The sequence below is a fragment of the Methylobacterium sp. J-118 genome (assembly GCF_057836565.1).
Genome location: NZ_JBYQFA010000001.1, coordinates 3509816 through 3535978, shown reverse-complemented (window position 1 = coordinate 3535978; position 26163 = coordinate 3509816). Strand labels below are relative to the sequence as shown.

General features: G+C 70.8%; 24 protein-coding genes and 1 tRNA gene. 3 read left to right on the top strand and 22 right to left on the bottom strand.

Annotation, left to right across the window (positions count from 1 at the left end):
- Positions 1 to 25: 25 nt before the first annotated feature.
- The 7 genes from AC3IF3_RS17025 to AC3IF3_RS16995 all read right to left on the bottom strand — a co-directional run bounded on the left by AC3IF3_RS17025 (position 26) and on the right by AC3IF3_RS16995 (position 5707).
- Positions 26 to 307, bottom strand: coding sequence for an MSMEG_0570 family nitrogen starvation response protein (locus AC3IF3_RS17025; protein WP_489229623.1), 282 nt, complete (start codon positions 305 to 307; stop codon positions 26 to 28).
- A complete protein-coding gene (locus AC3IF3_RS17020) occupies positions 300 to 1475 on the bottom strand; it encodes an MSMEG_0565 family glycosyltransferase (RefSeq protein ID WP_489229622.1) in 1176 nt (391 codons plus the stop codon). The genes AC3IF3_RS17025 and AC3IF3_RS17020 overlap by 8 nt, the downstream gene beginning before the upstream one ends.
- A complete protein-coding gene (locus tag AC3IF3_RS17015) occupies positions 1472 to 2467 on the bottom strand; it encodes a sll0787 family AIR synthase-like protein (protein ID WP_489229621.1) in 996 nt (331 codons plus the stop codon). Before AC3IF3_RS17015 ends, AC3IF3_RS17020 begins: the two co-directional genes overlap by 4 nt.
- Positions 2467 to 3012, bottom strand: a complete 546-nt coding sequence (locus AC3IF3_RS17010; RefSeq protein WP_489229620.1) for an MSMEG_0567/Sll0786 family nitrogen starvation N-acetyltransferase — start codon at positions 3010 to 3012, stop codon at positions 2467 to 2469. Before AC3IF3_RS17010 ends, AC3IF3_RS17015 begins: the two co-directional genes overlap by 1 nt.
- The gene (locus AC3IF3_RS17005; protein ID WP_489231320.1) at positions 3009 to 4112 is read right to left on the bottom strand and encodes an MSMEG_0568 family radical SAM protein; all 1104 of its coding nucleotides are present in this window, start codon (positions 4110 to 4112) and stop codon (positions 3009 to 3011) included. The genes AC3IF3_RS17010 and AC3IF3_RS17005 overlap by 4 nt, the downstream gene beginning before the upstream one ends.
- Positions 4066 to 5142, bottom strand: coding sequence for a Nit6803 family nitrilase (locus AC3IF3_RS17000; RefSeq protein ID WP_489229619.1), 1077 nt, complete (start codon positions 5140 to 5142; stop codon positions 4066 to 4068). The genes AC3IF3_RS17005 and AC3IF3_RS17000 overlap by 47 nt, the downstream gene beginning before the upstream one ends.
- Positions 5143 to 5224: 82 nt before the next feature.
- Positions 5225 to 5707 (bottom strand): MSMEG_0572/Sll0783 family nitrogen starvation response protein, encoded by a 483-nt coding sequence (locus AC3IF3_RS16995; RefSeq protein WP_058191264.1) that lies wholly within the window; start codon positions 5705 to 5707, stop codon positions 5225 to 5227.
- Between the two features lie 355 nt (positions 5708 to 6062).
- Here AC3IF3_RS16995 and AC3IF3_RS16990 point away from each other — a divergent pair, with 355 nt between their 5' ends.
- Positions 6063 to 7502, top strand: a complete 1440-nt coding sequence (locus AC3IF3_RS16990) for an aminotransferase-like domain-containing protein (protein ID WP_489229618.1) — start codon at positions 6063 to 6065, stop codon at positions 7500 to 7502.
- A 38-nt stretch (positions 7503 to 7540) separates the two neighbouring features.
- Here the strand turns inward: AC3IF3_RS16990 and AC3IF3_RS16985 are convergent, their stop codons facing one another.
- Complete coding sequence (locus AC3IF3_RS16985; protein ID WP_489229617.1) at positions 7541 to 7678, bottom strand: hypothetical protein; 138 nt, start codon at positions 7676 to 7678, stop codon at positions 7541 to 7543.
- Positions 7679 to 7966: 288 nt separating this feature from the next.
- On the opposite strand from AC3IF3_RS16985, the gene AC3IF3_RS16980 reads away from it, so the two are divergent.
- Positions 7967 to 8041 (top strand) — tRNA-Gly (locus tag AC3IF3_RS16980).
- Between the two features lie 137 nt (positions 8042 to 8178).
- On the opposite strand, the gene AC3IF3_RS16975 is transcribed toward AC3IF3_RS16980, so the two are convergent.
- From AC3IF3_RS16975 to AC3IF3_RS16950, 6 genes are read right to left on the bottom strand one after another with little or no spacing between them, the layout of a single operon-like run.
- On the bottom strand, positions 8179 to 9141 hold the full coding sequence (locus AC3IF3_RS16975; RefSeq protein WP_243968560.1) for an acetamidase/formamidase family protein: 963 nt from the start codon (positions 9139 to 9141) through the stop codon (positions 8179 to 8181).
- Between the two features lie 20 nt (positions 9142 to 9161).
- Complete coding sequence (urtE, locus tag AC3IF3_RS16970; protein ID WP_489229616.1) at positions 9162 to 9875, bottom strand: urea ABC transporter ATP-binding subunit UrtE; 714 nt, start codon at positions 9873 to 9875, stop codon at positions 9162 to 9164.
- A complete protein-coding gene (locus tag AC3IF3_RS16965) occupies positions 9872 to 10582 on the bottom strand; it encodes an ATP-binding cassette domain-containing protein (protein ID WP_489217341.1) in 711 nt (236 codons plus the stop codon). Before AC3IF3_RS16965 ends, urtE begins: the two co-directional genes overlap by 4 nt.
- Positions 10579 to 11673: an urea ABC transporter permease subunit UrtC gene (gene urtC / locus AC3IF3_RS16960; protein ID WP_489229615.1), complete on the bottom strand. Its 1095-nt coding sequence runs from the start codon at positions 11671 to 11673 to the stop codon at positions 10579 to 10581. Before urtC ends, AC3IF3_RS16965 begins: the two co-directional genes overlap by 4 nt.
- A complete protein-coding gene (gene urtB, locus AC3IF3_RS16955; RefSeq protein ID WP_489229614.1) occupies positions 11670 to 13298 on the bottom strand; it encodes an urea ABC transporter permease subunit UrtB in 1629 nt (542 codons plus the stop codon). The genes urtC and urtB overlap by 4 nt, the downstream gene beginning before the upstream one ends.
- On the bottom strand, positions 13291 to 14517 hold the full coding sequence (locus AC3IF3_RS16950) for a transporter substrate-binding protein (protein ID WP_489229613.1): 1227 nt from the start codon (positions 14515 to 14517) through the stop codon (positions 13291 to 13293). Before AC3IF3_RS16950 ends, urtB begins: the two co-directional genes overlap by 8 nt.
- Before the next feature lie 453 nt (positions 14518 to 14970).
- On the opposite strand from AC3IF3_RS16950, the gene AC3IF3_RS16945 reads away from it, so the two are divergent.
- Complete coding sequence (locus AC3IF3_RS16945) at positions 14971 to 16254, top strand: Zn-dependent hydrolase (RefSeq protein ID WP_489229612.1); 1284 nt, start codon at positions 14971 to 14973, stop codon at positions 16252 to 16254.
- A gap of 65 nt (positions 16255 to 16319) precedes the next feature.
- Here AC3IF3_RS16945 and AC3IF3_RS16940 read toward each other — a convergent pair whose 3' ends face one another.
- The 8 genes from AC3IF3_RS16940 to AC3IF3_RS16905 all read right to left on the bottom strand — a co-directional run bounded on the left by AC3IF3_RS16940 (position 16320) and on the right by AC3IF3_RS16905 (position 26080).
- Positions 16320 to 17591, bottom strand: coding sequence for a cytochrome P450 (locus AC3IF3_RS16940; RefSeq protein ID WP_489229611.1), 1272 nt, complete (start codon positions 17589 to 17591; stop codon positions 16320 to 16322).
- Between the two features lie 46 nt (positions 17592 to 17637).
- Positions 17638 to 18777 carry a helix-turn-helix transcriptional regulator gene (locus AC3IF3_RS16935; protein ID WP_489229610.1) on the bottom strand — a complete coding sequence of 380 codons (1140 nt, stop codon included), beginning with the start codon at positions 18775 to 18777 and terminating at the stop codon, positions 17638 to 17640.
- A 379-nt stretch (positions 18778 to 19156) separates the two neighbouring features.
- Complete coding sequence (locus tag AC3IF3_RS16930) at positions 19157 to 19327, bottom strand: hypothetical protein (RefSeq protein WP_489229609.1); 171 nt, start codon at positions 19325 to 19327, stop codon at positions 19157 to 19159.
- A gap of 76 nt (positions 19328 to 19403) precedes the next feature.
- Entirely contained in the window at positions 19404 to 19937 is a 534-nt protein-coding gene (locus AC3IF3_RS16925; RefSeq protein ID WP_243968579.1) for a hypothetical protein, read from the bottom strand.
- Positions 19938 to 20075: 138 nt separating this feature from the next.
- Complete coding sequence (locus AC3IF3_RS16920) at positions 20076 to 20543, bottom strand: hypothetical protein (protein ID WP_489229608.1); 468 nt, start codon at positions 20541 to 20543, stop codon at positions 20076 to 20078.
- Positions 20544 to 20601: 58 nt separating this feature from the next.
- Positions 20602 to 21186: a cell division protein DivIVA gene (locus tag AC3IF3_RS16915; protein ID WP_489229607.1), complete on the bottom strand. Its 585-nt coding sequence runs from the start codon at positions 21184 to 21186 to the stop codon at positions 20602 to 20604.
- Positions 21187 to 21828: 642 nt separating this feature from the next.
- Positions 21829 to 24981: an efflux RND transporter permease subunit gene (locus AC3IF3_RS16910; RefSeq protein ID WP_489229606.1), complete on the bottom strand. Its 3153-nt coding sequence runs from the start codon at positions 24979 to 24981 to the stop codon at positions 21829 to 21831.
- Positions 24974 to 26080 carry an efflux RND transporter periplasmic adaptor subunit gene (locus tag AC3IF3_RS16905; protein WP_489229605.1) on the bottom strand — a complete coding sequence of 369 codons (1107 nt, stop codon included), beginning with the start codon at positions 26078 to 26080 and terminating at the stop codon, positions 24974 to 24976. Before AC3IF3_RS16905 ends, AC3IF3_RS16910 begins: the two co-directional genes overlap by 8 nt.
- Between the last annotated feature and the right edge of the window lie 83 nt (positions 26081 to 26163).

Genomic DNA, 26163 nt, shown 5'->3' with positions numbered 1-26163 from the left:
GATGGTTCGAGGGAAGGCGCCGGGTTCAGGGTTCGAAGTTCTCGACCGTGACGAGGCCGCCGGGGTCCTGCCGCTGCGCCGCGGCCTCGATCCGGGCGCGTTGGGCCATCGCCGACGGGCACGCGAAGCCGTATGTCTCACGCACCCGCTCGCTCGCGATCGTGAGGGCCGTGCGGGTCTTCTCGACGAAGTCGCCGAGGGCGTAGCGCTCGCCGACCGTGAGGAAATCCTTCGCGACGAGGGAGGGCGAGTAGCAGGCCTCGCGCCGTCCATCGGGCCAGCGGATGTGGACGTGCATCTCAGGCATGGATCGGCTCCCGTTTCACGCGGGCGCAGGCCGCGTAGGTTTCGAGGTGACGCGCGGCGCAGGCGCGCCAGGAATGCTCGGCGGCCCGGGCCGAACCGGCCGCACGCAGGCCCGCGCGGGTTGTCGGTGCCAGGGCGGCCGTCATCGCATCGGCGATGTCCCGGGGATCGCCGGGATCGACGAAGAGGGCGTCGTCGGCCTGGAGGTACTCGGTGAAGGGCGGCCGGCGAGAGACGATCGTCGGGGTACCGCAGGCCATCGCCTCCAGCACGCAGAGCCCGAAGCCCTCCGTCCAGGAGGGAAAGGCGAGAACATCCGCCCTGCGATAGAAGGCCGGCATTTCCTCCTGCGAGACGGGCCCGGTCTCGATCACCGCCTCGCCGCGCCCGACCTCGAGCCCGTGTGCCCTCAGCGCGGTGCGGCAGCGGGCGCCGTAGAATGCGTGGTCGAGAAGCGATGCGCCGCCGACGACCACGAGCTGCGCGTGGCGGTGGCGTCGACGCAGGAGCGCGAAAGCCTCGATGATCCCGGCCGTGTTCTTACGCGCCTCGAATCCGCCGACGCTCAGGACGACCGGCCCGACGCCGATGCCCCAGCGCTCCCGCACGATCGCGTCGGCTTCGGTCGGCGCCTCTCGGTAGATCGACAGGTCCACCCCGTTCCCGACGACGCCGATCTCCGTACCGAGATCGTCCGCGATCCGGTCGGCCCAGGCGTGGCTGACGGAGAGCAGGTGCGTGGCCTCCCGAATGGAGCGATCCTGCCAGTCCGCGAGCACTGGGTCTGCGAAGCTGTCGACGTGGTGGACCGTCCGCACGAAGCCGGGGATCAGGCGGCGGTGCTTGAGCGTCGCGAGTGCATTGCCGCCGATGCCGCAATGGGCGTGAAAGACATCGAAATCACAGGCAGCAGGGGACGCGAAGTGGCGCAGGTAATCGTCGATGCGAGCCCGCACGCGGTCGACCGTCGTGCCGCCGACTGGCTGTGCAGCCACCGAGACCATCGGGCAGGCGGCTGCGCGAAAGAAGCCGTGCCCGGACGGATCGGGGGCGTGGACCGCCGCCTCGTGTCCGAGCGCGCACAGGGCCTCGGCAAGGGCGAGGCAATGCGCGACGCCGCCCCGCGGATTGGTGGAGTGGGTCAGGACGGCGATGCGCAGGGCCGTCATGGGACGGCACCGAGGCCGTCCTGGCCGCAGCCGATCAGCGGGCTGAGCGCGAAGTCCCAGACCACGGCCTCTCCACCGGCGGCATCGCGCACGCGGGCGACCCGGCTGGCGTCGATCTGACCCACCGTGGCGACCGCGATGTCCCGTTCGGCGAACCGCGCGCGAACGGCGGGCGTACGCTCAGGGTGCACGCTCAGGAGGTAGCCGAAGCTCGGGAAGGCGGTGAGCCAGCGATCGAGCGGCACATCGGCCGGCCGCGGGATCGCGTCGAGATCTATGACGCCGCCGACGTTCGAGCATTCGAGCAGCATCAGGGCGGTGCCGACGACACCCGCCATGCTGATGTCCTTGGCCGCCCGGCAGAGCCCGTCCTCGGCGAGGCCCGGCAACAACGCGAGATCGCCGCGCAGACGCTCGCCGGCCGTGCCGGTCGAGGCATCCCAGTACGGGTATGGGTCGCGGAAGCGCCCGCGCAGGTCGATCGCCGCAACGAGGTCATCGCCGGGCGCCGCGTCGAAACTCGTGAGCAGGCGCCGGCCGGCCCGGCCGAGCACGGCGACCGCGAGGTTGCCGGTATCGGCCCGGGTATTGGTATGACCGCCGACGATCGGGACGCCGTAGAGCGCCGCCGCGTCGGACAGGCCAGCCAGGATCGGCTCCGCCGCCGCGGCATCCCGGCTCCACAGCGCGTCGACCAAGGCGAGCGGGCGCCCGCCCATGGCGGCGATGTCGCTGAGGTTGACCATGATGCCGCAATAGCCAGCGAAGTACGGATCGGCCGCGACGAAGCTGTCCAGGAAGCCCTCGATGGCGAACAGCAGATGGCCGTCGCCATCCGGTATGGCGGCGCAATCGTCACCGACCGGCACCGTGGCGCGCCGGACGTTCAGCCCGAGCCGCGCGACAACGGCATCGATGTCGCGCTTGTGCGCGACGCCGCGCGCGTCGCGGATCTGGCGAGCCAGGGCCTGGAGGTCGAAGCCCGCCGCCATCAGGCGGCCTTACGGAACGTGACGAGCCCGTGCTCGGGATCGTGCATCGGCGGGTAGGCCGCGAGATCTGCCTGCATCAGGTGATGCGGCCGCCCGTGCAGGTCGACCGCGTCGAGGCTCGTCCAGTGCAGGGCTTCGAACAAGGGTACGTTGCGGTCCTGCACATGGGCCAGGAACCGGGTGCAGCCCCGCGCGCGGGCCGAGGAGACCGCGACCTGGATGAGCCCGGCGCCCAGAGCGGCGGTGCCGCGGAACGGACCGGCGACGGCCAGGCGCGAACCCCACCACTCGCCGGGACGCGCCTGACCTTCGTGGATGCGCACGGTGCCGACGACGGCGTCGGCGTCGCCGCCGAGGGTCGAGAGGGCGCAGATCGGGATCGCGTGCGCGTCGACGGCGTCGCGGTCGTCATCGGTGAAGATGCGCTGCTCCGCGCAGAAGACCTGGCGGCGCAGGGCCGCGCAGGCGCGTCGCTCCCACGCACCCGTGGCGAATTTGATGCGGAAGTGGCTGGGCCAGTAGGGCGGCACCGGTTCGAGGATCACGATGCCGTCCCCGCCCGCTCGTAGGTGGAGAGCGCCGAGCAGGCGCCGCAGCGCCCGCAACCCGCCTTGATGTCGGTGGAGCGCAGATCTGCGGTCGCCAGCATGGCGGCGAGCGGCGCCAGGATGGCGTGCATGAAGTCGGGGCCGGGCGCCGGGTGGCTCTCCAGTGGGGTCCCGGAGATCGGCACGAACGGCACGACGAACGGGTAGACGCCCATCCCGATCAGGCGCTCGGCCATCGCCAGGATCGCCTCCGGCGCGTCGCCGAGGCCCGCCAGGATGTAGGTCGAGACCTGACCCCGCCCGAAGACCGGCACGGCCGCCGCGAAGGCGTCGAAGTACCGATCCAGCGGCACGCCGGCCTTTCCGGGCATGATCCGGGCCCGGATCTCGGGCGTGACGGCCTCCAGGTGCATCCCGAGGGCATCGATGCCCGACGCCTTCATCCGCTCGAACCAGCGGTCGTCATCCGGCGGCTCGCACTGGGCCTGGATCGGCAGGTCGACCGCGGCTTTGACCGCGAAGGCGCTCTCGCAGAGCACGGCGGCGCCCCGGTCAGTGGTGTTCGGCGTCCCGGTCGTCATGACCATGTGCCTAACGCCGTCGAGGAGCACGGCCGCGCGGGCGACCTCGGCGAGCTGTTCGGGCGTCTTGTGCGCGACGGTGCGGCCGGCGGCGAGCGATTGGCCGATCGAGCAGAACTGGCAGGTCTTGGTGCGGCTCGCGTAGCGGATGCAGGTCTGGAGCACGGTGGTGGCGAGCACGTCCCGCCCGTGCAGCACGGCGATCTTCGCGTAGGGCACGCCGTCGAAGGTCGAGAGCGCGTAGAAGCGCGGCTTGCCCGGGAAGGTCGCCTGCCCGATCACCACGCCGTCATGCTCGATCACCGAGACCCCGTTGGCGTCCGGGCGGCGGACCAGGAAGGGCGACTCGAAGGCGGCCTCGGTGTGGACCGGCACCATCACGGTGCGCCCCGCGATGGTCATGGCCTTGTGGTCCGATGGCCCGGCCCCGCCGCGGCGGCTCGGGGCCCCGGCACGGCTGTCGGCGAGCCTAACGCCGTAGGATTGCAACGCGTTGATCAGGCGTTCCGTCGGCATCCCGACCAGGGCCGCCACCACCGGCGGGCACGTGGGAAGGCTCGTCGGAAGCGGAGAACTGCTCATGGTCGAGGCTCCGGAAATCGGTCTGGGAACGGGTCGGCTGGTGCACGAACGAGGCCGGGCGGTCGTCGTGGAGCAGGCTGAGGAGTTCGGGCCTCGCGTAGTGGCCGACGGAGTCCATCATCCGCTTGCGCTTGGTCACCAGCGCGAGGTCCATATCGGCGATCAGGATGCCCTCGCCGGCGCCCAGCGGCTCCGCGAGGTGCCGGCCCTCGGGCGAGACGATGGCGGTGCAGTTGCCGCCGCGGCAAGCGCCGCGCAGGCGCTCGTCCGGGCAGACCTGCTCCACCTGCGCGTCGGTGAGCCAGCCCGTGGCGTTGACCACGAAGCAGGCCGCCTCCAGGGCGTGGTGGCGGATCGTCACCTCCATCTGGTCGGCGAAGATCTGGCCCACGAGCGAGCCCGGGAACTGCGCCGCGTGGATCTCCTCATGGCGCACCATCAGGGCGTAGCGGGCGAGCGGATTGTAGTGCTCCCAGCAGGCCAGCGCGCCGACGCGCCCCACCGCCGTGTCGACCACGGTGAGGCCTGCGCCGTCGCCCTGACCCCAGATCATGCGCTCATGGTAGGTCGGCGTGATCTTCCGGCGCTTGAGCTTGAGGCTCCCGTCGGCATCGAAGATCAGCTGCGCATTGTAGAGCGAACCGTGATCGCGCTCGTTGACGCCGAGCACGATCACCGCCCCGTGGCGGCGTGCAGCGGCGGAGACGGCCTGGGTGACGGGCCCCGGCACCGTCACGGCCCGCTCGTAGAGGCGCAGGTGCTCGGCGCCCTGCATCGCCGGCGGCAGCACGAACGAGAAGTAGGGATAGTAGGGCACGAAGGTCTCGGGGAAGACCATGAAGCGCGCCCCCTTGGCGGCGGCCTCGTCGATGGCATTGAGCACCCGTTCCAGGGTCCCCTCCGGCCGGTCGAGATCCGGCGCGATCTGGACGGCGGCGGCCCGCACGATCCGGCTGTCTGTCATGGGAACTCCTCCGGCTGTGACGGCGGCCGCGTCGCGCGCAGCCGCCGGATGCGACGTCCCGGACGGGGTGCAACCGGGCCGGTCAGACGGTCCAGGTGTCGATGATCACCGCATTGTCGCGCTTGTGCAGGAGGATGCAGTCCAGGACATCGAGCGGGTTGATCATGCGGATGCCCTCGATGAAGGCGGCCTCACCGTGACCGTAGAGGGCCTGAGTCGAGAACCGGCAGGCGTAGACCTTGCCACCCTCGGCCATGAACTTCTCGAGCTGGTTGTTGAAGTTGAGGTGCCCCGGGAAGGCCTCGTCGCCGAGCCGCGGGAAGCCGCGCTGGACACCGAGCGTGATGCCGGGTCCGTAGAGAAGGATCGAGGTCTCGAAGCCCTTGCGCTGCAGACGCGTGGCCTGGAGCAGGTTCACGAGGCCGATGGAGCCCTCGAACGCGACGGTGTGGAAGGTCACCAGCGCCTTCTGGCCCGGCTCGGCCTTGACGTCCTCGAAGACCTTCTCCTCGTAATCGACCAGGAAGTCGCCCTTCTTGTGAGGCTCGCGGTTCACAGCAGGCATTGATCTCTCTCCTCGATGGATTGGACCGCGGCAGCCGGAGCCTCCGGCGGTCACACGTCGTCCATGGCAAGCGGTGTGCCACAATGCGGCGATCAATAAGTCTATCAATGAGCCTGTATGGTATGCATACAATAAACCGATCAATCATCACACGAACCATCGTCGTTCGTAAATTATGACGCTCATCGTTCGAGCAAGTCTTGCCTCGCGATCGCTCAGTAGATGCTCAGGCGATGATCGCGGATTGCAGGCATTGTATGGATGAATCAGCCCTCGCAGCTGGAATCGATCGCGGTACGGCTATTGCTAGCCATACAATTCAGAATTGATCGTATTATGACCCGGGCCGCGACGAATGACTTCGCCAGAGCGAGACGAACGACCGAACCCGCAGACTGGCGGGTCCGGGGGCTGGACGCCGGATCTGAAGCGGTGGGGCAAGCCGCACTACCTCGCCATTGCAGAGGCGTTGGCCGAGGACATCCGAACCGGGCGTCTGACAGCGGGGACGCGCCTGCCGACCCAGCGCGCGCTCGCCGAGGCGCTCGACCTGAACTTCACGACGGTGTCGCGCGGATACGTCGAAGCCCATAAGCGCGGGCTGATCGAGGGGCGCGTCGGTCAGGGAACCTTCGTGGTCGATCCCGCTCGCCCGGCGCGTTCGACCGGTGCCACGGCAGCGCGTCGGACCGGTCCCGTCGACTTCACCATGAACCTGCCCCCCGAGCCCGACGCGCCGGCCCTGCAAGCCCGCATGCAGGCCTCGTTCGCGGACCTGTCCGGCGATCTCACCAACCTGCTGCGCTACCAGGGCTTCGGCGGCACGGATGAGGACAAGGAAGCGGCTCTGCGCTGGCTGAAAGGCCGCGGGGTCGTCACGTCCCGGGAGCGTCTGCTGATCTGCCCGGGTGCGCACAGCGCCCTGTTCGGCATACTGGGGCAGGTCGCCCGGGCGGGCGACACGATCTGCGCCGAGCGGATCACCTATCCCGGGATCCGCGCGCTCGCCGCACATCTGCGCCTGCGCCTCGTCGATTTGCCCATGGACCGATACGGGGTCGATCCGGATGCCTTCGCCGCCGCCTGCACCAAAGTCGCGCCGAAGGCCATCTACCTGAATCCGTTGCTGCAGAACCCCACCACGGCGACCCTGCCCAGGACGCGGCGCGAGGCCGTGATCGCGGTTGCGCGGCGATACGCCGTCACCATCATCGAGGACGACGCCTACGCCCGGATCTGCCCTACTCCGCCGCCGAGTTTTGCGGAACTCGCGCCGGAGATCACCTACTACGTGGCGGGACTGGCCAAGTGCCTGGGCGCCGGACTTCGGCTCGCCTTCCTGGTCGCCCCGAGCGCCCGTTCCGCCCTGCCGCTCGGAGGCGCACTCCGAACCGCAACCGTCATGGCCTCGCCGATCTCGACGGCCCTGGCGACGCGTTGGATCATGGATGGCACGGCGGAGGCCATCGTCCAGTTCGTCCGCGAGGAATCGGCCGCGCGCCAGCGCATCGCAACCGCGATGCTTCCCGCCGGGACCTACACGGCCGATCCGCACGCCTTCCACGTCTGGATCACGTTGCCCGAGGGGTGGACGCGCTCGGCCTTCGCCAGCCAAGGTCGGTCGGCCGGGCTCGGCGTCATCGCCAGCGACCCGTTCTGCGTCGCGGGGACGCCACCGGAGGCGGTCCGTCTCTGTCTCGGCGGCCCCTCGACCCGTCAGCAGATCACGCACGGCTTGGAGGTGCTCGCCCACGCCCTCGAAGGCTCCCCGGCCCTCGCCTCGGCCTACATCTGAACCGCCCAGGCCCCATAGCGGTCGAAGCACACGCCCGGTCACTCGATGATGCGCGCGGCGGCCGTACCCGTGACCCGCCGGATGGCGATTGGGAATGACGACGACGATGACCGCGTGATCAAGGTCTTTCCGGTCATCGGCCGCGCAGCCGAAAACCGCCTGATCGCGATCGCCATGCGTAGGTCCCCCGGCGACCTCGGAAGGTCTGCCTCCGGGCTACGCTGCCGTGAGCGACCCGAACTCGGGCGGCAACAGGCCATCTTCGCCTCCCGCGTCCGCAGATTCGCCTCCCGCGTCTGCAGACGTGGCACTCAGGTCACCCAACGGACTTCGCGCTGCCGCAGCGCATCGACGAGATCGTCCGATGCCGCTTCGCTCGCGCGACCAATCTGCGACGCAGCGGCCAGGACCGTCACGAAGGGCGTTGACTCGGACCCCCGAAGCCGTTCAGAACGCATCCCATTGCGGGCGTAGTTCAGTGGTAGAACGTCAGCTTCCCAAGCTGAATGTCGTCGGTTCGATCCCGATCGCCCGCTCCACGCCATTCCCCGTCGAAGACGACCGCGTGCGGTAGGCCCGCCCCTGCTCGGGACGGCCCTACCGGTCGACCGCGCGCCGTCCCGAATATCGAGAAACGCGCCATCCGACATCTGGCAAACGGCGATTCGATCGCGCGTCAGGCCGTCCGGGACGGGGCCTGAGCGAGGGCGGCCTTGGGCATGAGCATGTGCACGCCCTTGTTGCCATCGACCGTCTGGGTGATCCGCAGGTTGCCGGCCAGCGAGCACAGCATATAGGCTTGGTTCCGGGTGAGTCCGGTGCGCGCGCAGACGAGGCGGACCATCTCGCGCACGGCCTGCCGCATCGCCTCGTCGAGGCTCTCGTGCAGGCCGATGGACATCAGGTCGGTGGGGGTCTCGGCGAAGGGCCAGGCGCCCGGGAGATCCTTGCGCACGGTGAGGCGGAACGTGCCGGTGAGCCCGGTCTCGAGCGCCGTGATGCAGACCTCGCCGTCGCCCTGGACCCCGTGGCCGTCCCCCGCGTAGAAGCCGCCGCCGGGATTGAACACCGGCAGGTACAAAGTCGTGCCGACCCGCATCTCCTTGTTGTCCATGTTGCCCCCGAAGGCGCGGGGCACCGGCGTGCCGACCCGGCCCCATGCGGCGGGCGGGGCGGTGCCCAGGATGCCGAAGAACGGGTCGAGGGGCAGTTCCGTGCCCCAGGGCAACCGGCAGAGGCCGCGGGCGGTGTCGATGTCGGCGTGGATCGTCTCGTAGTCGGTGAACTCGTCCGGCAGGGTGCCGAGCAGCGGCAGGATCGCCACGAAGCCCCAGTCGAGGCGGAACTTCAGGTCGAGGATGTCGACCTGCAGCATGTCGCCGGGCTCGGCGCCCGCCACGTGGACCGGACCGGTGACGAAATGCGGGCCGGGGCCGCGCTGCAGGGTGTCGAGGGCGTGGAGCAGGTCGGCCGGCACCCGGGCCGGATCGGGATGGAGCGACTCGCGCCCGCCCGCCGGATGCGAGTGCAGGGTGACGGTGTCGCCGGACGCGACGGTGAGCACCGGCGGCAGGGCGGCGTCGAAGTAGCCGAGCACCATCGTCTCGGGCGTGGCGGGGATCTCGTGATGCGTGGACACGGCGTCTCCTTGTTGTGCCGTCAGACGGCGATGTGACGGGTGAGCGTATCGTGGTTCAGCGCATGGGGGGCGCCGCGCTCGACGACGCTGCCCCGGGACAGCACCACCACGGCGTCGGCGACCCGCAATGCGAAATCGAGATACTGCTCCACGAGCAGCACTGTGATCCGCCCCTTCAGGCCGGCGATCACGGTCTCGATGGCGGCCACGATCGAGGGCTGGATGCCCTCCGTCGGCTCATCCAGCAGGAGCGCCCGGGGTCGCGTGGCGAGCGCCCGGGCGATGGCGAGCTGCTGCTGCTGGCCGCCCGAGAGGTTGCCGCCCGGGCGGTGCCAGAGCCCGCGCAGGGCGGGGAAGAGGGCGACGGCCTCGTCCACGGCATCGGTGCGCTCCAGCCCGTGGGCGCGGGCGGCGACACGCAGGTTCTCGGCGACGGTCAGCTCCGAAAAAATCTCGCGGCCCTGGGGCACGTAGGCGAGGCCCGAACGGGCGCGCCGGTCGGAGGACAGGCGCGTCAGGTCGGTCCCGTCGAGGGCGATCCGGCCGCGGCTCGCCGGGATCAGGCCGGTGAGGCAGCGCAGCAGCGTGGTCTTGCCGGCGCCGTTGCGGCCGAGCACGGCCAGGCAGGCCCCCGGCTCGACGGCGAGGTCGATCCCGCGCAACACCTGCGCACTGCCGTAATGCTGGTCGAGCCCTTCGACGGCGAGGCGTGCCGGTGCGGGCGTATCCCTCATCGCCCGAGGAAGACCTCGATGACCCGGGCATCGCCGCGGGCGCCGCGCATGCTGCCCTCGTAGAGGGTGCGACCCTCGTGCAGCACCGTCACCCGGTCGGCGACGGCCTCCACGAAGGCCATGTCGTGCTCGATCACCAGGATCGCCCGGTCCGGCCGCCGAAGCGCGCGGATCAGGGCAGCGGTGTGGGCCGTCTCGGCGTCGGAGAGACCGGCCACCGGCTCGTCGAGCAGGAGGAGCGCGGGCTCTGCGGCCAGCACCATGCCGATCTCCAGCCACTGCTTCTCGCCGTGGGCGAGGCGTCCGGCCAAAACCGCGGCACGCGGGGCGAGGCCGATCTCCCCCAGGACGGAGTTGATGCGGGCGGGGCGTTCGCGGGACGCCAGCGCGGGCCCGCAGCCAATCTCCAGATTCTCGCGCACGGTGAGGGCCGGGAAGACGCTGGGCTTCTGGAACTTGCGCCGCACGCCGGCCCGGGCGATCGCGGCCTCGGAGCACTGGGTCAGGTCGAGCCCGTCGCCCAGGGTCACCCGGCCGGCGACCGGCTTGGTGATGCCGGAGATCACGTCGAGCAGCGTGGTCTTGCCGGCGCCGTTCGGCCCGATCACGGCCCGCACCTCGCCGGGATCGACCGCCAGCGAGACGGCATCGAGGGCGGTGAAGCGCCCGAAGGCGACCGTCAGGGCATCGACCACCAGGGCGCTCATCGGGCCGCCCGCAGCCAGGTCGGGCGGAGGCCCGCGAGGTCGAGGAGCCCGTTCGGTAGAACCAGCACCACGAGGAGCACCAGTCCCGACAGGATGAAGGGCCACGCCTCCGGCATCGCGGCGCTGAGCCAGAATTTCAGGCCGTTGACGAGCACGGCGCCGATCACCGCCCCGCCGAGCCGCCCCAGCCCGCCGATCGCCACCCAGACGGCGATCTCGATGGAGAGGTCCGGCGCCAGCACCCGCGGGTTGATGATGCCGACCTGCGGCACGTACAGGATGCCGGCCAGGGCGGCGATCATGGCCGAGAGGCACCAGATCCCGAGCTTCAGCCGGGTGGTGCTGTAGCCCAGCGTGCGCAGGCGGGTCTCGTCGTCGCGGCAGGCGAGCATCCGCCGCCCGACGGCACTGCCGACCAAGAGCCGGGCGCCGGCGAGCACGGCGGCCAGTGCCATCAGCGTGGCAACCGCGAGGCCCGTGACCACGCCGGGGGAGCCCATCGGCCAGCCGAACAGCAGCGGGAAGCCGGTCATGCCGTTGTTGCCGCCGAGACCGGTATCGTTGCGGTACATCAGCAGCATCGCGACGTAGACCAGCGCCTGGCTGATGATCGAGAAGTAGACGCCGTTGACCCGCGAGCGGAACGAGGCGAGCCCGAACAGGAAGGCGACGAGGCCGGCGACCGCCAGTGCGACCACGAAGGCGTAGGCGGCGTGGTCGAGGCCCGCCCAGTAGGCCGGGAGGCTCTTCCAGCCCATGAACTGCACGAAGTCCGGCAGCACCCCGGTCACGGCGGCTCCGTGGGCGAGCAGGTGCATGGCGCAGACATAGCCGCCGATGGCGAAGAACAGCCCGTGCCCCAGGCTGAGGATGCCGAGATAGCCCCAGACCAGGTCGAGGGAGACGGCCAGGATCGCGAAGGCGGCGAGCTGGCCCAGGGCGTTGACGAGGTAGGGGGCGGGGGGAGCCACCAGCAGGGCCGCCGCGGCGGCGAGGCAAAGCCCGACCAGCCCGGCGACCAGGGGATCGCGCAGGGCCCGCGTCGCCGGCCCGGTCGGGCGCGCCAGGGCGGTCCGGAGGGTTCCGCTCATCGCCGCCGCCGGACCGCGAACAGCCCCTCGGGCCGGCGCTGCAGGAACAGGATGATGCCGACGAGCACGATCACCTTGGCGGCAACCGCGCCGGAGATCGGCTCGAGCAGCACGTTGGCGCCGCCGACCCCGAGCGCCGCCACCAGGGTCCCGGCGAGGCTGCCGACGCCGCCCAGCACCACGACCATGAAGCTGTCGATGATGAAGCCGGAGCCCATGCCGGGATTGACGCTGTAGATCGGGCAGAGCGCCACCCCGGCGAGCCCCGCCAGCCCCGAGCCGAGGCCGAAGGCGAGGCGGTCGACCCGGCGGGTCGGCAGCCCCAGGCAGGCGGCCATGTCGCGGTTCTGGGTCACAGCGCGGATGTCGAGCCCGAGGGGGGTGCGGCGCAGGATCAGCAGGGTCAGGGCCAGCGTCGCCACCGCGAAGCCGATGGCGAAGAGGCGGTTCCAGGTGACGACGAAGTCGGCGTAGAGCGGTACGCCGCCGCTCACATAGGCCGGCGTCGCGAATTGCAGATTCTGCGTCCCGACGGTGACGCGGATGAGATTCACCAGGAACAGGCTCACCGCCCAGGTGGCGAGCAGGCTCATCAGCGGGCGCCGGTAGAGGTGGCGCAGGATCAGCGCCTCGACCACGATCCCCACCAGGGCGACGGCGCCGAAGGCCACCGGGATCGCCGCGACGAGGTAGAGGTCGAGCAGCCCGGGGGCGAACCGGCGCAGGGCCTCCTGCACACCGTAGGTGGCGTAGGCGCCGAGCATGATGAACTCGCCCTGGGCGAGGTTGATGACGCCCATCAAGCCGAAGATGATCGCGAGCCCGGCCGCCGCCATGAACAGGATGCTGGCGAAGCTCAACCCGTTGTAGACGACCGCGAGGGCATCGCCGATCGCGACCGCGCGGCCGACCCGGGTGAGCCCCGCATCGACGGCCGCCCGGAAGGCCGGATCGGTCGCGTAGGCCGGATCGCCCTTCAGCGCCGCGAGCCGCGCCCGGGCGGTCCCGGACGGGCTCGCCGCCACGGCGCCGATCGCCGCGACGCGCCGGGCCGGATCGGCCGAGGACAGGGCAGCCGCCTGGGCGAGGCCGGCGATAGTGGACTTCAGACCGGGATCCGTCTCCGCGTCCCGCGCCCGGTCGAACACCGCCTCCGGCACGGTCGCGATGCGCCGCTCCAGGACCGCGAGACCGGCGGCGCGCGCCGCCGGATCCGGTCCGGTCAAGAGGCCGATCATGCCGCGGGCGGTCTCGACGGCGCCGCGCTGGCGCAGGCCGAGGACGGGCGCGCGCGCCTCCGCGGCCGGCCGAACCGCGTCGGTGACGGCGTCGCGGCCCTCGGGCGCCCCCGGGCGATCGAGCAGGACCGCGCCCTCGGCGGTGCAGGACAGGCGGCGCTCGGCCAACGCGCCCAGGATCCGCCCCGCGAAGGCGAGGTCATCGCCCGGCAGCGCGCCGCCGGCCTGGACGAGGCCCTCGGCCCCGCGCACCTGCGCTGCCCCGTCGCCGCAGAGCGCGGCCGCGAGCGCCGCCCGGTCGAATGGCGCGGCGCTGGCCGGGAGAGCGAGACAGGCGAGCGCCAGGGACCAGAGCGCCACGAGGGCACGCCGCCCCGGATCAGCCATAGGGGCTGAACGGGACCGGCTTCGGGGCGTCGGGGGATTGCCAGAGCACGTCGAAGCCGCGCTTCTCGTTGACCGACCCGATGAAGACGCCGCGGGAGACGTAGTTGTCCGCCCCCGTCATGGTCAGCGTGTAGCCCGACGGGTCGTCGAAGCTCAGGCCCGCGAAGGCCTTGCGCACCTCCGGGACCGCGAAGGACCCCGCCTTGGCGGCGGCCAGCGCCCAGAGCTGGACGCTGTCGTAGGCCGAAACCATCGGATCGATCACGGTGTCGGCGCTGAACGGGACGTTCTTGGCCTTCACGTAGGATGCCCAGTCGCCGAGGAATTTTCTGTTCCGCTCGCCCTTGGCGGCCTGCAGATAGGCCCAGCAGTTCAGATGGCCGACGAGCTTCCCGGTATCGAGACCCTCCAGATCGGCCTCCACCATGTCGAGGCCGAGGATCGGGACGTCGGTGGCACTGATGCCCTGGTTGGCGAATTCGCGCAGGAAATTGGGGATCGAAGAGCCGACGACGGTAAGCACCACGATCGGCTGGCCGCCGGGCTGGCTGGCGAAGCTGCGCACCTGGTTCACCAGCGTCTGGAAGTTCGAGAAGCCGAAGGGCACGTATTCCTCGCGCCACGCGGTCTCGGGGATGCCCTTGCCCGTCCAGTAGCCCTTCAGCTGCTTGTTGATCGTGCGCGGCCATACATAGTCCGAGCCGATCATGAAGAAGCGCTTCGCGCCGACCCCGTCCGGACCCATCAGGTAGTCGACCGCGGGCAGCACGGAACTCGCCGGCGGTGAGTTCACGTAGACGACGTTCTTCGAATTCTCGTCGCCCTCGAAATGCAGCGGGTAGAACAGCAATCCGTCATTCTGCTCGACGACCGGAAGCACCGACTTCCGCGACACCGAGGTCCAGCACCCGAACAGGGCCGCGACCTTCTCCTGCTGGAGCATCTGCCGTCCGACCTGTGCGTAGAGCGGCCAGTCCGAGGCGGGATCGGAGGTCACGACCTCGATCTGACGGCCGTTGACGCCGCCGCGCCCGTTGATCTCGTCGGCCGCCATCCGGACCACGTGGTTCAGCCGGCCCTCAAGATTGGCCATCGTGCCGGAGGACGAGAACAGGCAGCCAAGCTTGACCGTATCGGCGGCGAAGGCCGGCCGGATCAGCGCAGGCGCCGCCAGGAAAGCCGCCGTGCCCAGGACGCCGCGCCGCGTGAGTTGCGTCATCGATTCCAAAGCTCCCTTGGCTGACCGCTCGATTGTCGGCCGCGGGGTCGGGGACGGGAAGGTCAAAGAGGCTGCAGATCGCCGGATGGCTTGCGCATATTGGCGTCACTTGTACACGCGGCGAGCAGAATTCGCCCGGGAACATCCGCTTCGGAGTCCCGAATACGGGGCCGACGTATAACGGCACTGAAGCGCGGCCGCTTCTGAGGCCCGGAGCGGTCATGCCGCGGATCCCGACATCCGCTTCCCGGGGCGAGCCGATATGTGCGCCCGTCACGACAATGATCGCCGTCCCGCATTCTTGACCGGCTGCTCACGGTTCGAGCCAAGCCTGAAACGCGTCCTCGGCTGATGCGCCGCGGCGCTGACGCTCGGCTTCGGACCGGCTACGGCGTGGGCGGCACGGAAATGGCAGCGCAGCGGCGAGCGATCCGGGCTGGGAGCGGCGCAGGGATGGAAACGGCATCGGCGATCGGCGCGGCAGTCCGCGCGCAGCGGGGCCGGGTTGAGGCTTTGTTCGCGGCGCTGGCCCGCTGCGGCCGGACCGAGCCCGGGTTCACGCGGGCCTCCTATAGTCCGGAGGAGACCGCGGCCCATGCGGTCGTGGTGCGCTGCGCCGAGGAACTCGGCCTCGCGGTCCGGTGGGATGCCGCCGCCAACACCACCATGACCCTGCCGGGCCGGGACCGCCGCTTGCCGCCGATCCTGATCGGCTCCCATCTCGACACCGTGCCCCAGGGCGGCAATTACGACGGGGCCGCCGGCGTGGTGGCCGGCCTCGCCGCCGTCGCGGCCATCCGCCGGCTCGGTCTGACGCCGGAGCGCGACATCACCGTCATGGCGATCCGCGCCGAGGAGAGCGTCTGGTTCCAGGTGTCCTACGTCGGCAGCCGGGCGGCGCTCGGCAGCCTCCCGGACGGGGCCCTCGATGCAGTCCGGATCGACGACGGCCAAGCCCTCGCCGCGCATATCGCCCGGGCGGGCGGCGACCCGGAGGCGCTGCGGGCCGGCCCGCCCGCCCTCGACGCCGCCGCGATCCACGCCTTCCTGGAGGTGCATATCGAGCAAGCTCCGAGCCTCGAGGAAGCCGGGATCCCGGTCGGGCTCTGCACCGGGATCCCGGGCAACGTGCGCTATCCCGATGTCCGCATCCGCGGGCGTTACGACCATGTCGGCACCCCGCGCCGCTTCCGCCGGGACGCCGCCATGGCCGGCGCGGAGATCGCCCTCGCCCTCGACCGGGTCTGGGCGGAGCGGGAGGCGGCCGGCTGCCCGATGGCGGTCACCTTCGGCCGGTTCCACACCGACGCCGCGGCGCACGGTATGACCACGGTCCCCGGCGAATTCCGCTTCAGCCTGGACATGCGGGCCTACACGGCCGGGGTGCTGGCGGAACTGGAGGCCGCCTTCCTGGACGCTGTGGCGGCGGCGGAGCGCCGCGGCGTCACGGTGGCGCTCGGGTCCCGAGCGGAGGCCTCCGTGGGCGCGGTCGCGCCCCGGATCCGCGACGAGCTCGCGGCGGCGGCGGACGCGCTCGGCATCGCGACCCGGCCCCTGGGCAGCCCCGCCTCCCACGACGCCGCCGCCTTCGCCAAGGCCGGCGTGCCGATGGCCATGCTGTTCGTGCGCAACGCCAACGGCAGCCACAACCCCGACGAGGCCATGGCGATCGACGATCTGCTCGACGCCACCGCGATCCTCACCGTCTGGCTGGCGGCGGAAACCTGCGGCGGCTGAGGACCAGTCTCCTCGGGCACCGCAACGCGCGAGACTGACCACCTGCGCAGTCCGGCGGCGGCATGTCAGTGACCGTCTGGCACCGCTGCGGGATCGCGCGCGTAGGCGATCCGGAAGGCGGTCGGGAACGGCGTGCCGTCATCCTCGACGGCGCTCTCGGCGCGGAGATCGTCCCGGAGGAGGATCCGGCGCACCATCTCCGGGATCATGACGCCGGCCATGTAGCGGCCCAGGCATTCGTGGTGACCGAGGCCGAAATGCAGGTACGCGTGGTCGGGCCGGGTCGGGTCGAAGCGCTCGGGATCGGGCACCCAGTCGGCGTCGAACATCGCCGACAGGCTGAGGGGCAGCACCACCCTGCCCTTCTGGACCTGGCGCGCCCCCGGACCGCCGCGTCCGAGCACGTGGTCGGTCTCGGCCTGCCGGAACATGAAGGCGACGATCGGCGCGAAACGGAGCGCTTCCCATACGAAACCGTCGAAGGCCGCGATGTCGTCCGCGGCGGCCCGCGCCGCCGCGTGGACGTCCGGGCGCCGCAGGATCTCGGCCAGGGCATTCACCACGGCCTCCGCGGTGGTCTCGATGGTGCCGATGAGGAGACCGCCGACGTTGATGACCACCCGGTCGATCCCGAAGCCGGCCGCGACCGGCATCTGCAGCCGGAGCAGCCGCGTGAGCACGTCGTCGGGCGGGTTCGCGCCCGCCTCGATGGCCGCGAGCCGGGCCGGAATGAGCGACTCGAAAGCGGCCTGCATCTCCGCGCGGGCGTGCTCGGCGGCGGCCTGGATCTTCGCGGCATCCGCACGCCCGTCGAAGGGCAGGTTGTTGAACTGGTCGAGCTGGTTCGCATACGACCAGCGCAAGAGGTCGGCGTCGGGCGCCGGGAAGCCGAGGAACGCCTGGACGATCCGCATCGGCACCAGGCGCGCAATCGACGCGACGACGTCGAGCGATCCGCCGCCCGCGTCGAGAACCCCATCGGTGATCGCGCCCGCGCGCGTTCGGATGGCCGGAAGATCGCCCCAGGGCAGCACGGCGCGCATCACCGCCTTGTCGCGGTAGTTCACCTCGGTCCCGTCGAGCGCCAGCATGAACGAGCCCATCTTGGGCTTGTAGAGTGCGACGGAGAAGACGCCCGGCAGGGAGAGGATCTCGGCCACGTCGGCGCGCTTGGCCACGAGGACGACCGCGCCGCAATCCAGGATCGGCGCACGCTCCCGCAACTGCGCGAAGAAGGGTCCGGGGGCGCGCCGGATCCAGTCGCGGGCCACCGGCCAGCGATTCGCCACCGGCAGGGCTTCCAGCTCCGCGAGGCAGGGCGCGGCGGGATCGGGCATGCGCGACTCCATTCCACGAGGCGGCCGCGTTCGGCGGGGCGGGCCGTCAGTTGAGGGAGATATCCAGGCCTTCGCGCAGGCGCGCGACGAGTTCGCCCTGCCGGTGCGTCTGGGTCTTGGCGAACAGGGCGCGCAGCTGCGTCCGCACGGTGGAGATCGCGATCCCCCGCTCCCGGGCATGGGTGCTGAGCGAGCGCCCCGAGGCGACCGCGTGGGCGAGGACCGCCTCCGCGCCGGTCAATCCGAACAGGCATTGCAGGCGGCCGGGGGCCCCCTCCTGCAGCTTGGGTGCGCCGTTGCGGATCACCACGGCGAGTTCGGCCCTGACCCGCGAGCCCGTGCCCGTCGGACGCTTGGACAGGGGATGGAGCGAGACCCGCATCGGGGTGCCGGTCTCGGCACAGGTGATGGCGATGTGGTCGGCCTGGGTGATCTTGACCCCGCCCTTGGCGGCGGCGAGCGCCTCGGTAGCGGCTTTGGCGATCCGGCGCGAGCACGGCCCGTCCTTGATGGCGAGGCTGCCCCGGTCGAGGGACAGGCCCGTGCGGGACTTCGCCAATGCCTCGGCGGCGCGGTTGGCATGGGCGACGCGCAGACGGGAATCCGTGAGGATCACGGCCGCGTCGAGGAGGTCGAGGGCGGAGGCGAGATCGGAGGACCGCTCCGAGGCCTGCCGCATCAGGGCGTAGAATTCGAAGGCCCGGCGCAGATGCGGCACGAGCGTCGACAGGCGCCGCATCTCGGCGGACTGGAACGGGCCCGCCTCCTCGTCGCGCATGGCCGCGAGGGTCGCCATCACGTCGGCTTCCCGGGCGAAATACGTCACCAGGCTGTGCTGGATGCCGAACGGCCGGACGACCTCCTTGAACAGGGCCGTCTCGCGGAACTGGGCGGGATCGACCCCCTCCTCGGCGCGAATCACCTTGCCCTGGTTCGACAGGATGTAGGGAAGCCGGGGGTCCTCGGTGGCGTGCCGGTAGAGGAACGTGCGGTACTGCGTCCGGTCGAACCCCGACACCGCCCACATGGGCTTGCGCGACCCGTCCAGGCTGAACACGGCGAGCTGCCCGACCCGGCCGCCGACGAAGCCGACGAGGTCTTCCAGAAGCGCGGACCACTCTTCCGGCTGGCCGACACGGTCGTAGATCGACCCGACCAGGTGCGAATAGGTCTCGAGTTCTTCCATCGCCACACTCCGCTGTCAGGGACAGGTTGAACGCGGACGTAACCTACGGCTCGCGGTGGTGACCGGCCTCCTCGACAAGCATGGCGGGCGGTGCCGTCCGGGCGGCAGGCTGCGCCACGTGTCCGAGGACGGCGGCGAACGCGGCCGGTGCGCTCTTCGATCGCGTCACGACGGCAGCTCGGGCATGGTCGGGGCCCTGGCTTAGGGTTGCTCGTACATTCGTTTTAGCAACGAGAACGAGAAGCGCGTCCCCCAAATGGATGAGGCATGCGCCGAGGGCCGTGCGATGGCTGTGGGATGGATGGCCGGGAACATCGCATGCCGGCAGGCCCGACCGCGTATCGCTCAGGCGGGGAGCGGCAGGCGTTGCGGTGCGAGCTTAAAGGCGCGTCAGCCGCAGCCGCCATGCGGGGTCCTGGGCGGCGCCCCTGACGGCCGCGCTGGGAGCGGTCGGGAAGACCTGCTCGATCACGTCCCGGTCGACAGGACCCTCCGACACGGTCACGCAGCCGCCGAGCGACAGCGCCAGCAGAGCCGCCAGCGCTGGCACCCGGATCGATCGTTCCGCCGTCCCGGCGCGGACGCGGCGCGGCGCGCACATGGCCCCGCCCCCCAGTTGATGGTCCCTACGCCGCGACCCGTCGCTCCGCGGGCGCCAGATCCCGGCTCGCCTGCTCGATCCGCACCAGCCAGCCCTCGGCGGCCTCGGCGCGTCGTTCGGCAGCCTGGACCCGCGCCTCCATCGCCTGCATCTGCGCGGCGGCCTCGGCCTGGAGCTTCCCGATCTGCGCCTCGGCGCGGGCCCGGATTTCCCCGGCCTTCGCGTCCGCCTGAGCCTGAACCTCGCGCAGCAGCACCTCAAAGGCGCGGACTTCCTGCTGCGAGCGCTTCAATTCCTGGAGCAGGGCGTCCTGCTCGGCGGCCTGCTCCCGCAGGCGCGTTTCCTGCTGCTGGGCGGCGCTCTTGGCCGCGGTGAGGGTGTCGAGCACACCGGTCCAGTCCGAGGGCATCCGGCGGGGCGCCGGAGCCGCGCCGTTCACCACGGCGATCACCGGCGCCGGCTGGGGGGATGCGGCCGGCGGCTTGTCCTGGCCGTCCTGCCGGTGCGCGACGATCTGCGCATCGAGGTTGGCCCAGAACGCCTCGTCCATCGCTGGCATCGCGGTTCCCTTCTGCCCGTTCATGTCTCAAGACGGCGGCGTTGGCGACGCTGCGTCACGCGTCTCTCCGGAAACGCCCGCCACAGCATCATCCGCAGGTCGAAGAACCCCCGATGGCCGGGCGTTCGACGATTGCTCTCAAATGGCCGACACGGCGGTCCTGCGCGAATCGGCAGGGGCCATGACGAATTCGGCCTCGATCGTTTCGGAGATCCGCCGCAGCCACTCCTCGGCCAGCGCGGCGCGCTCCTCGGCGATACGGGCCCGCTCCTCCGCGGCCCGGATCTGGATCGCGGCCTGCGCCTCGGCCTCGTCGGTGCGTTGCTCGGCGGCGCGAACCTTCGCATCGGCGTCCCGGAGGTCGGCGCGGACCTGCTCGACGAGGTCCTGGACGCGTCCCTCGTAATCCTGGGCGCGATCCTCGACCGCGCGGATATATTCGGCCGCACCGCGCACCCGATCGAGCAGGCCCGACCATTTCGCGGCCGTCGGGAGCGTGGTCAGGACGACGACCTTGCCCTGGGACATCGCGCCGTCCGTGGTCGGCTCGGTGGCGGCGAGCACCGCGCCGGACTGATCGGAGGCGATCCGTCGTGACTGTTCCATGATCGATCCTGGGGCCGGGCTGGAGGACGGGAGCAACGGGGGTGGAGCGCCCGTTCGCTCAGGCCTCGGCCTCGATCTGGCTCATATGGCCGCCGAGCAGCAGCGTCTTGGCGGCCGCGTCGATCCGGGACAGCCACTTCTCGGCGGTATAGGCCCGGAGGTCGGCGACCCGCACCTGCTCTTCGGCTGCCCGGACCCAGGCTTCCGCCTCGGCCTGGAGCGTGCGCACCCGGGCCTCGGCTTCCGCACGGATCTCCTCGACCTGCGCATCCGCATCGGCCTGGACCCGCTGCAGGCGGATATCGGCCCGCGTCTGTATCTCGTGGGCCCGCATCTCGGAGAGCTGCAGGCGCTGCTGCGTCTCCTTGAGCTCGCGCTGCACGGTTTCGAGCAGCACCCCGTGCGAGGCGCTCTGCTCGCGCAGGCGCTTCTTCTGCTCGTCGGCGAGGCCGACCATGCCGTTGATGATGTCGAGGGTCGTCATCCAGTCGGAGACGGCGTCGGGCTGAACGTCGGACGACGTCGGTCCGGAGGCCTGTTCCGAGACCGGTGCCGGAACCGGCTCGGCGTCGTTGACGGCCGGCTGCGGGACGACCGTGGCCGGGGCCTCCTCGGAATCCAGGCTCAGCCGCAGCGCGGGCATGTCGGCCGGACCGGAGGTCGGTTTGAGCCTTAAGATCTCCGCCGACGGTTTCTCGGAGATTCGGTCCAAACTCTCCGCGACCTGCGTCAGAATGTGGGACCAAGAGGCTGTGGGAGCCGCGATCATGCTCATTTCTGCCTTTCCCATGGCGAACATGGCATGATAGAGACACAGTCATGGTTAATGACTCGTTAATTGTGTATTCGCCCGCAAGCTTTTCATAAGCTCCTCCTAACCACGATTAATCTTCGTCCCGCTCGACCGTCGGGGCGGGCCTGGACCGATCCGCCGTCATGATGCGTCGAATATCCCGCGATGTCCGGGCTGGCCGATGCCCGTGGGGTCAATACATCCTGCAGTATCGGCGCGACCGAGAAAGCCACAGCGGTCAAAGGCAGGCGATATTGGTTTTGAAACTCGATCAATATTTTCGTTACATAGGTTTTTCGAAATATTAGAGATGTATCACAATAAATTTCTCGCCTGTACTTGATGTAATTATTCGATAAGAATCCAATCAATCGGTCGCATTGGTCCGGAGCCCCCAAAAACCGTCCTTGCGTACCGCACATCCGCCTCGCCAGATGGATCTGGATTCGAGAGTGCGCCCGCGCCGCACCGATGCGGCGACATCGGTCGCGTTCAGGACCGGAGGACCGCCAGCGCATCGTCGGCGGGCCGGAAGCGGGCGAAGCGCAGGGCCAGCACCGGCAGGACCAGGAGGTTCAGACCCGTCGAGGTCACGAGGCTGCCCAGGATCACGAGTGCCATCGGTCCTTCGATCTCCCGACCGGGCTCCCCCGCGCCGAGGGCGAGGGGCAGCAGCCCGAGACCGGTGACAAGGGACGTCATCAGGATCGGAACCATCCGGTCGGCCGCACCCTCCGCCGCGGTGGCGGCATCCCAGGGCCGGCCGTCGCGGTTCACCATCTGCTCGTAATGGGCAACCATCATCACGCTGTTGCGCAGCGAGATCCCCGAGAGGGTGACGAAGCCAACGATCGAGCCCAGCGACAAAACGCCGCCCGCGAGCGCGGCCGCCGCCACGCCGCCTACGAAGGCGAAGGGCAGGTTGACGAGGACGAGCATCAGATTCGCCGTGGAACCGGTGACGACAGCGAGCAGCACGACGATCCCGAAGCCCGCCAGCCCGGCATGGATCATCAGGTCGCGCCGGGCCGTGTCCTGCGCCTCCGCGGCCCCCGAGAAGGCGACGTAGACCCCCTCGGGCAGCCGGACCTCGCGGGCGATCTTGCGCTTGGCCGCCGCCACGAAACCCGCCACGTCGCGGCCTTCGACGTTGGCGGTGACCGCCTGCATCCGCTGCGCCCCGAGATGCTGCACCTGATAGCGGCCGGCACTCTCGTAGACATCGGCGACCTGCGAGAGGCGGACGAAGCGGCCGCCGGGCACCCGCAGGGGCAGGTCGCCGACCGCACTGAGCCGGCTCCGTACCTGCGCGTCGAGGATCACCAGCACGTTGACCGTCGCGTTGCCGCGGTAGGTCTGACCGACGACATCGCCCTGGTAGGCGGTGCGCACCGCCTCCAGCACCTCCACCGGATCGAGCCCCCAATGGCGCAGATCGACCGGCCGCAGGGCCACGGTCACCTGCGGCAGGCCGGCCGGGGAGGCCTGCTGGACGTCCCGGGCGCCCTTCACCTCCGCGAGCTCGCGCGCCACCGAGCGGGCGGCGGCCTCGATCCGGTCGAGATCGCTGCCGACCACGTTGACGACCACCGGCGCGGTGAAGCCCGACACCGTCTCCTCGATGCGTTCGGTCAGGAAGGTCTTCAGCGAGAAGGCCGCGCCGGGAAAACCCGCGACCAGCGTGCGGATCGCCGTCTCAATATTCCGCTGCGCGGCCCCGTCGAGGCCAGGCTCCAGGTCGATATGGATCTCGCTGTAATGGGGTCCCGCCGTGTCCTCTCCGGCCTCCGCGCGCCCGATCTGTGCGGCCACCGCCCGTACCCCCGGGATGCCTTTCAGGCCGCCGGTGACGAGGCCGCTGAGCCGCTGCGATTCCTGCAGGGAGGTGCCGGGCACGGCCACCATGTGCAGGATCATGTGGCCTTCCTTCAGGTCGGGCAGAAACACCGCCCCGAGGGTCGGCAGGATGGCGGCGCCGCCGAGCGTCACCAGCACGCTCACGAGCATCGTGATCCGCGGCACCCGGCCGATCCGCGCCAGCAGCGCCAGATATCCCGCGCGGCTCCAGCGCACGACCGGGGGTTCGCGGGTCGCGGCGTCCCGGGCATTGCGGCCGCCGAGGAGGAGCAGCGCCAGCGCCGGCGTCACGGTCAGCGCGACGAGCAGCGAGGACACGACCGCCGCGACGTAGGCGAGGGCCAGGGGGCCGAACAGGCGTCCCGCCACCCCGGTGAGCGCCAGGACCGGCAGGAACATCAGCAGCACCGCCAGGGTGGCGTAGGCGACCGAGCTGCGCACTTCGAGCATCGCGCCGAGCACCACCCGGGCGGCCCCTTGCCCGCCGGGGCGCGCCGCCCGCAGGCGGCGGGAGACGTTCTCGACGCCGATCACCGCGTCGTCGACGACCTCGCCGATGGCAAGGGCGAGGCCGCCCAGCGTCATCGTGTTGAGGCTCTCCCCCCAGGCCTGGAGGGCGAGCGCGGCGGCGATCAGCGACAGCGGGATCGCCGCCGCGCTGATCAGCGCCGCCCGCCAATCCGCCAGGAAGACCAGGAGCACGATCACCACCAGGACCCCGCCGAACGCCAGGGCCTGGATCACGTTGCCGGTGGCGACATCCACGAAGTTCGCCGGCCGGAACAGGTCGGCGCGCAGGGACACCTCCTCTCGGTCGAGGACCGGGCGCAGCTCGTCCAGGGCGGCCTCGAGGCGGGCCGTCACCGCCCGGGTATCGACCCCGACCTGGGCGCCGACCATCAGCAGAACGCCGGGCTTGCCGTCCACCAGGGCGGCGCTGATCGCCGGCTCCGGGGCGGCCGTGACCGTGGCCACGTCGGAGAGCACCACGCTCGCCCCGCCGTCATTGTGGAGCACCGTCCGCCCCAGCGCCTCCGGGGTGAGCGACTGCCCCTCGGTCCGCAGCAGCACGCGCTGGTTCGGGGTGTCGACGAAGCCGGCCCCGCGCACGCCGGTCGCCTTGCGGGCCGCGGCCAGCACGTCGTTGAGGCCGATCTGGTAGCGGATCAGGTCGTCCGGGCGGATCTGCACCTGCAGCGCCCGCACGGCACCCCCGTAGAGCGACACCTGGGCGATGCCCGGCACCGCCTGGAGGCGTCGGCGCACGGTCCATTCGGCGACGTGGCGCAGATCCATGGCATCCCGGGTGCCGGAGGTCAGCCCGACGAGGAGCACCGTGAGGGTCGAGGAGGTGAGCGGGGTCATCGCGGGCGCCGCGACACCGTCGGGCAGGCGCCCCGACAAAGCCGCCAGCCGCTCGTTGACCCGCTGGCGCACCCGGTCGACGTCGCTGCCCGGCCTGAACACGGCGGTGATCACCGACAGGCCCTGGATCGAGGTCGAGCGCAGCGTCTCCAGGCCGGGGAGGCCGCCGACCGCGACCTCGACCGGCTGCGTCACCAGCACCTCGACCTGCTCGGAATCGAGGCCCGGCGCCTCGGCCTGGATCGTCACGGTCGGCGGCGCGAATTCGGGAAAGACATCGTAGCGGGCGCCCGCCAGCGCGGTGAGTCCGAAGATCACGAGGGCGCAGGCCAGGGCCAGCACCACCCGCGGCTGACGGACGGCGAAACCGACGAGGGCAGCCTGGGGACCGAAGCGGCCAGCCGAGCCGGACGGCTCAGTCATCGTCGTCGCCCACCACGCGGATGCGGCTCTTCATCTCTTCGGAGAGGAGGGCCTGGCCGCCCCGCAGCACGATCTCCGCGCCGTCCGGCAGATCCTCGACCACGTAGGCGTCCGCCGACATGGGCGCGTCCGGCCGGATCGGGTGCCGGACGTAGGCGCCGTCGCCGGTGCCGCGATAGACCCAGCTGCTCCCCTCCCCGTGGACCACGGCATCCTCTGGAACGAGCACGCCGCGGGCCGCGCGCTCGCCCGGCAGGAACGCCATCGTGCTGGTGCCGGGCAGGAGGCCGCTGTCGCCGGACACGAGGTAGAAGAAGCTCTGACCCTGGAGGCGGGGATCGGTCCGGGTGGCGGGCGAGACCAGGCGCAGGGCGACCCGCTCGCTCTGCGGCGGCACTTCGGCGAAGGCGGCCTGCGGCGGGCTCGCGAAGGTCTCCCCGGGCGGCAGCGTCACCTGCATCAGGAAATCCGTGCGCTCGATCAGCCGGGTGACGAGGGGCGCGCGGTCGATGATCGCCTTGCCGAGCGCGGAACCCCATTCCTGCCGCGCGGTCGCCGCGAGGGTCCGCACCTGCGATTCGGCCGCCGCCTGGGCGGCCCGGTCGGTCAGGAGCGTGCCCTCCGCGGTCTCGATCTGGGCGACCGCCACCACCCCGGCGCCGAGGTTGCGGGCGCGGCGGGCGGCGCTGGCCGAGACCTCGGCCCGCGCCTGGGCGGTCTGGAGCGCGGCGACGGCGCCCGCGTAGCTGTTGGTGAGCTCGGTGATGCGGGCGAGATCGAGGACGGTGCCGTAGGCGGTCAGCTCCTGGCGATGCTGCACGGCCGGGCGCGTTTCGGTGACGAGCCCGATCCGCGCGCGCTCTGGATCGGACAGCCGGATGAAGGTCCGCCCGTCTTCCACGGCGGTACGCGGCGCCGGCAACCGGGCCTCGGCCGCCGGCGGCTTGCGCGTGGCGGGCAGGAGGACCGCGAGCCGCTCGCTGGCCGCATGCAGGCCGAGGGCGGCCCGGCCGGGCAATCCTCGACCCGGCTCCGAAACGGCGACGCCGATCGCCCCGAGCAGCAGCAGCCCGACGATGAGGCGCGTTCCCCGACCCACCCCAAGTCCCCGCGTGATTGCCGAAACATCCCGATTTGGATGCCGAATGTACCCGATACACCCGGATGAGCCCGGCTCAAACT